This is a genomic window from Pseudomonas sp. P5_B2, assembly GCF_056400445.1.
This window is the reverse complement of sequence record NZ_JBFULH010000230.1, coordinates 1-6,717: the sequence shown is the minus strand read 5'-3', so window position 1 is coordinate 6,717 and position 6,717 is coordinate 1. Positions and strand designations below refer to the sequence as shown.

Genomic DNA, 6,717 nt, shown 5'->3' with positions numbered 1-6,717 from the left:
GGGCATATGCCTGTAACTTTTTGTGGATGGGTTCCAGTTCGTCAGGCAGAGCCAGTTTCGGGTCATTGGCATCGATGTTGTCAAACGGCACACCGTGTCTCACTGCCAGCTCACGCATGATCCGTAAATACACCAGCGACAGTTCGCCACGCACCGGGCGCTCAATGGCGGCCGCTGCAAAAACCTTCTTCTCTGGATCGGTATTGGGCGTACCTCGCTCTCTTGATAGGGGTAACGGTCTTTCCCAATACGCCACTTTGATTTCGTTACCCGGACCGTCGAAGTCGATTACGCCTTTTTCATACCAGGCGAATGCCTCTTTTTCGGCGGAAAGGTAAGCGTTACTACGGGTCGCAGCTCTGCTCTCGCTGATGGTGCTTGTAAAAGGCTTACCCAGCAGAAGTTTTTCCTTGGCTATTGGCAAATAACCGCCGCCGAGATCCGAGTGCACGCCGGGCAAAATCAGGTCTGTTTCACCGAGGCTGTTAAGGGCGAAATTTTCACGGACTTCGTCTCGAGCGACTAGGTGAACAACCTTTTTTGCACAGTCATCCGGGAGTTTGAGATTGACGCCGGGGTTTCTGCTGTTGGTTCCAGTGAAGTCGAGCAACCATGGGTTGGCGATCGATGCGACAGTATCGAACAGGCCGATGAAATTGATGATGACATCAGTTTTGAGGCGCCAGTTGAAGTTGCTGGACAAGATCGGCGAGCCGGCCGGCAGTGATTCCGCGAGAATGCTGTGTTCGCCGTTTAGCAATTCGTTTGTAAAGTGCCGCGCCGCTGCCGCACCTCGACTGAAGCCGAAAATATCGAATTCAATCCGATCAATTTTCATCTCTGGATTCGCCTCATCCAGTCGGCGTATCTGTTCCATTATTAACGCTGGACTCTGTTTGACTCGGGCAACCACACTTGTTTCGCCCAGCCGCCCTGTTGCTTGGGTGTAACGAGAGTCTTCACCACCGCTCGTGGTCCCGATGCCATCGACATAAATAGCGATTGAGGTCGTCGTTGCTTCTGGCAACAGCGTTTCGTCCGCTCGGTCTTCATACAGTTTGTAAAGCCGGACAATATTGCTCACATCATTCCCATAACTATTGTCCGGCGAGCTCCCGTTGCCGTCGTACCCGTAAGCCGCACAATGTTTTTGTATTTCTTCGGCGGCCTCTGCCAGATTGGCGTCCGGTGAATAACATGCCGCCACRGTTTCGCTGTTGGCTTTGTTGTTTCCCGTACCGTCAAAGAACACCCCAATCCGTAAAGTAATCCCTTCTTCTTCGACTTCCTCTTCTTCTTCCTCCAACTCATCCTCTTCCAATGACTCAGGCACGACAGCCGCCAACAACCCCGCCACCGTCCCCGGCAACAACGCATGCGCCGCCATCCCCGCACCCGGCGAGCCACCCACCTCAATCTCGCTACTGCTGAAAACCCCGTCCGCATCGATCACGATATGGTGACCGCCGGCCTTCAACGTAATGCTGGCGCCCGCGTCCAGCACCAGACTGGCCCCGGCCTTGATATGAACGTGCTCGCCAGCCTCAACCACCAGCGCTTCGCCGACTCGGGTGTAGCTGCTTGCGGCAATCTGCAAATAGTCACTGGCCTTGAGCTGAGTCTTGCGATCCGCCGTAACCGTGTGATGTTCTTCAGCCCCGAGCACGACGATGCTGTTGCCCTTGATGCTTTCCCGATGCTCGTTGCCCACCTCCAGCCGACTATCGTTTTCAATCTTCTGCTCCAAATCCCGCTGGGCACGCAGGTAGATCAACTCCTGCCCGGCGCGGTCTTCAATCGACAGTTCGTTGTAACCGCCTGTGCTGGGGGAGCTGTGGCTGCGCAGTACGGTTTTGGTTTTGTTTTCGGGCAGGTGGTAGGGCGTGGGCATGACCTTGTTCGGTATGCAGCCGGTTATTAAGGGATGGTCGGGATTGCCTTCGAGGAAGGTGACCACGACTTCCATGCCGATACGCGGAATGGTCACCGCACCGAAATATTCCCCCGCCCAACCGGAGGAAACCCGAACCCAGCAACTGCTTTTTTCGCTGTCGTGCTCAGCCCGGTCCCAATGAAATTCGACTTTGACGCGACCGTATTCATCGCAGTAGATCTCTTCACCGGCAGGCCCCGTGACGCGGGCGGTCTGGCAGACGAGCGCTGGTCGTTGCGCAGGCATCGGTGGTCGATAAAACACATCCCATGGGATCGCACTGAAGCTGTTGCGGTAGCCCTGAGTAAATCCGTCCTTGGGTTCGGCGCTGGTGACTGACTCTTCGAGCACCTGTGGCTGCTTTGCAGTGTGGGTGACGCTTAGCAGCAGCCATAGATCGTTGTACGTAGCGCGTGGGTGATCCGTCAGACTGAAAAAGTGGCCGCTGCGCAGACCAGGCTGATCACTTTCGCCCTCGGCCAATTGGTAGTCGGCCCGGTGTCGTTCCAGCGCCTGCCGGGCGAGCTGCTTGCCGAGTTTTTCACTCTCGAAAAATAGTGGGTAACGATAGTCTTCAAGCTCGGGGCTGAACTCAGCGGTGAAGCGACTTTCCAGTAAAAGGCTCGGGCGTTTCAGGTCGTAGTGTCGACGCGTAACCTTGCTGGGGCGGGTGCTGAAACCCATGGATAACTGGCTGACGACGGGATGCTCCGCCACCATGCCGGAGTCTTGCTGATAGGGGGTTTCGCCCAGTTTTGGGAAGAAGGTCTGGTCATCGGTGAACACCAGCAAATGACCTTCCGGAGAATGCTGATGGTGCCAGGCAATACCGTCCTCGGCGCAAAGCCTGCGGACGAACTCAAAATCATTTTCCCGGTATTGGGTGCAGTATTCGCGCTCGGGACTCGTTCTGACGTGGAAGGTAAACGCATCCGCCTGGATTCCATGCCCCTTGAGTACCTTGGCGATGATTTGCGGCACCGTCTGGCGCTGGAAAATCCGCTGATCGTGGCTGAACTGCAAGAAGTGCAGCGCCGGCACCAGGTTCACGCGGTAGCGGGTCAGGCGTTTACCGACATCGCCCGCGGATACCCCCGCGATATGACCATGAATACCTTTGCCGTTAAGGCCGAACTGCAAAAAAGCAGGTTGGTTGAGCAGGCGTTCCAGATCGATATCCGGGTACTCGCTGACCAGATCGACGTTAACTGAATACAAGGCGCTGATGGTGTCAGTGCCTTCAAAGGCGAGCACCTTGAAATCATTGCGGACCGTTGGGATCACCAAGGTGAATTGAGCGGCATTGGCCGGTGCGAGCATTCGCTTATCCTTTTGCTTTGTGAGCTCGTCCTTGAGCTGAGGGGGAATAAGTAGCGCTGCCAGAGCCATGCCCGGCCTGAGCAAGCGTTAATGTCTGGCACGCTAACAACGTATTAAAAGGGTTGATGTAGGACGCGGCTGGAAACACTGTCCGAAACTTCCGTACTTCAGGATATTACCTTGCGGTGACGAGCGAAGTTATGGCAGTCACACGGTGTCGTGCTGAAATTGAGTATTTAGTCAGATTGAAGTGCTATCAATCCGATGGCGGTTTTTGCGCCTGAATTGACTGGTTTCGTTTCTTTTAAAAAAGCGGAAACATTTCGGATTGTTCCTACATTATTCCTTGCTAATTGTTGGCATGCTGCACGCCTTCAACGGGAGTCTGCAGCCAATCAATTGCATCAGGCTTCGCTGGTGGCTCTATTTCGGTGGTTTCATGGGTGTCAGGTAATGATTTTAAGATTAAATCGACATTGGCAGGTGTCCTTCAACATATAAGGCAACCCCCTTTGTCAAATAAAAATCAATTCGTTTCGTTGTTTAATTGAATGCTCGATAGTGGTCATCATCGTAAGTTAGATGCGGCGCTTGAAAGAGCATGATTTCAATTGGATAAGTTTTTTCGCAGCTCTTTGATACGGTTGTACATCGCTGAAATGTTCATTGCGTGTATGACCGTAATTCTAAATAAAGGCAATGGATGTCCTACTCAAGCAAACTTTCCGCGCATTACCTTGAACTCGCAAAAGTCTCTGTTTCCAAAGAGAATTTCGCGGGCGAGGACGTTCGCTTTTCGGGCGACTATGAAGCGCTGGAAAGCGAGCTGGCGAAAGCCTCGTCCATGCACGAAAGCGGTCAGATCGACTGGCTGAAAATCTGTGAAATCAGCGAAAACTTGCTGCGCACCCAGTCCAAGGATTTGCGGGTCGGCGCGTGGCTGAGTTGGGCTCTGTACCAGCGTGAATCTTTCCAAGGGCTGTTGGCCGGCCTCGGCCTGCTGCACCATTTGGTAGAAAATCACTGGACCGAGATTCACCCGGGCAAGCCCCGCACCCGCTCCGCTGCCATCAGTTGGCTGGTGCCGCGTCTTGAGCAGGTTCTTACCGAAAACGTCGCGATCAAAGAGCAGTTACCGATGTTCCGGCGGCTGGTCGAACACCTTGAAGGCCTCGATGCCGCCTGTACCGAGCACTTGGGTGACGATGCGCCGCTGCTGCTGCCGATCTCCCGCCGCCTGAAAAACAGGGTCCAGCGCGCCGCCGATAACCAACCAGAACCTGGTGTGGTCGGCGCTGCGGTAGCCCAGGTGAAACAAGCCGCCACGCAGCTGTTCACCCCCGGCGCACCGATCGACAACGAAAAAGAAGCCCACAAGGCCCTGCGCGCCCAACAAGAGAGCGCGCGACCATTATGTGCCTGGTGGCTCAAGCAGAAGGCCACCGACCTGCGCGCCTTGCGCCTTAATCGCACGCTGCTGTGGTTGCCCATCGACGCTGTTCCCGAGCGTAATGCCGATCAAATCACTGTGTTGCGCGGTTTGCCGGCGGAAAAGCTCAAGGCTTATCAAGACCGTTACGACCAAGCCAAATACGCCGACCTGCTGGTGGAACTGGAGGCGAGTCTCGCGAAGGCGCCGTTCTGGTTCGACGGCCAGCGCTTGGTCTGGGAATGCCTTCAGGCCTTGAACGCCGAGATGGCCATGCGCGAAGTGGAAATCCACTTCGCGCTGTTGATTCAGCGCCTGCCCGGCATCATCGAATTGCGTTACCACGATGGCGCGCCGTTCGCCGATCCGGCCACCCGCGCCTGGATCAGCGCCAACGTCATGCCCCACCTGCAAACCCCCAGTGCGCCGCGCAAGTTCGAAGTCGCGGACACCCAGCCGGCCTGGGAGCTGGCCCTGGAAGATGTCCTGCCGATCCTGCGCAAGGACGGCCTCAAGGCTGCCGTGCAGATTCTCAAGCAGGGCCTGCAAAGCGCCCAAGGCGGACGCGTTCGTTTCTTCTGGCAGTTCGCCCTCGCGCGGCTGTGCTTCATGGCCAAGAAATACGAACTGGCCAAGACCCAACTTGAAACCCTCGACCAAACATTACAGGACTCAGGCCTGCACGCCTGGGAGCCCGATCTTGCGCTGCAAGTGCTGCATTTACTGCATAGCTGCTGCGAGTTGTTGCCGCAGAACCATGCCGTACGTGAACGCAAGGAAGAGATTTATCGCAGGCTGTGCCACCTCGATCTTGAAGTGGTACTCGAATAGGCCCCAGGGCCACAACCGCAAGGAGAAAAGCCATGGCCAAAGAAGGCTCGGTAGCCCCCAAGGAACGCATCAACGTCACGTTCAAACCTGCCACCGGTGGTGCACAGGAAGAGATCGAACTGCCGTTGAAGCTACTGGCAATCGGTGACTACACCCACCGCAAGGACGAACGCAAAGTCGAAGATCGCAAGCCAATCAGCATCGACAGGACGACCTTCGACGAAGTGCTGGCCAAGCAAGAGCTGAGCCTGACGCTGAGCGTACCGAACCGTCTTCAGGAAGAAAGCGACACTGAAGAATTGGCCGTGCAACTGCGCGTCAACTCGATGAAGGACTTCAACCCGGCCAGTCTGGTCGAGCAAGTGCCTGAGCTGAAAAAACTGATGGAACTGCGCGACGCGCTGGTGGCCCTCAAAGGCCCGCTGGGTAACGCGCCTGCGTTCCGCAAAGCCATCGAAGGCGTGCTCGCCGACGACGAATCCCGCGGTCGCGTACTGGGTGAGTTGGGCTTGAACGCCGCCGCCCAGGACGCCTGAGTCTCTATCAGTCAAGGAAGCCAACAATGAGCACTAGCGCAGCACAGCAAAAGAGCAACGAGAACGGCGAATACAGCATTCTCGACAGCATCATCGCCGAAACCCGCCTGACCCCGGACGACGAAGCCTACAACATCGCCAAACGCGGTGTGTCGGCCTTCATCGAAGAGCTGCTCAAGCCGCAGAACAACGGTGAGCCGGTCAAGAAAGCCATGGTTGACCGCATGATTGCCGAGATCGATGCCAAGCTCAGCCGTCAGATGGACGAAATCCTGCACCATCCTGATTTCCAGTCGCTGGAATCGTCTTGGCGTGGTCTGCAACTGCTGGTCGACCGCACCAATTTCCGCGAAAACATCAAGATCGAAATCCTCAACGTCTCCAAAGACGACTTGCTGGACGACTTCGAAGACTCGCCTGAAGTGATGCAGTCGGGCTTGTACAAGCATATTTACACCGCTGAATACGGTCAGTTCGGTGGTCAACCTGTGGGTGCGATCATCGCTAACTACTTCATGTCCCCAAGCTCGCCGGACGTGAAACTGATGCAGTACGTGTCCAGCGTCGCCTGCATGTCCCACGCGCCGTTCATTGCCGCGGCCGGCCCGAAATTCTTCGGCCTGGAAAGCTTCACCGGTCTGCCGGACCTGAAGGATCTGAAGGTTCAC

Annotated in this window: 4 protein-coding genes; 3 read left to right on the top strand and 1 reads right to left on the bottom strand. The window is 55.9% G+C overall.

Going from position 1 to position 6,717, the window contains the following annotated elements; all coding sequences use genetic code 11:
* On the bottom strand, nucleotides 1–3,253 hold a 3,253-nt coding region (gene tssI, locus AC1DRJ_RS16785), incomplete at its 3' end, for a type VI secretion system tip protein TssI/VgrG (protein WP_477803141.1).
* Between the two features lie 703 nt (nucleotides 3,254–3,956).
* Here tssI and tssA point away from each other — a divergent pair.
* From tssA to AC1DRJ_RS16770, 3 genes are all read left to right on the top strand, one after another.
* Entirely contained in the window at nucleotides 3,957–5,513 is a 1,557-nt protein-coding gene (tssA, locus tag AC1DRJ_RS16780) for a type VI secretion system protein TssA (RefSeq protein WP_477803140.1), read from the top strand.
* A 32-nt stretch (nucleotides 5,514–5,545) separates the two neighbouring features.
* On the top strand, nucleotides 5,546–6,049 hold the full coding sequence (tssB, locus tag AC1DRJ_RS16775; protein WP_477803139.1) for a type VI secretion system contractile sheath small subunit: 504 nt from the start codon (nucleotides 5,546–5,548) through the stop codon (nucleotides 6,047–6,049).
* A 26-nt stretch (nucleotides 6,050–6,075) separates the two neighbouring features.
* Nucleotides 6,076–6,717 (top strand): type VI secretion system contractile sheath domain-containing protein (locus AC1DRJ_RS16770; protein WP_477803138.1); only part of this gene is annotated, 642 nt, incomplete at its 3' end.

What these genes read in the sequence shown, in the direction of transcription:
- tssA (WP_477803140.1), top strand. Translation starts at nt 3,957, where the DNA reads ATGTCCTACTCAAGCAAACTTTCCGCGCATTACCTTGAACTCGCAAAA.
- tssB (WP_477803139.1), top strand. Translation starts at nt 5,546, where the DNA reads ATGGCCAAAGAAGGCTCGGTAGCCCCCAAGGAACGCATCAACGTCACG.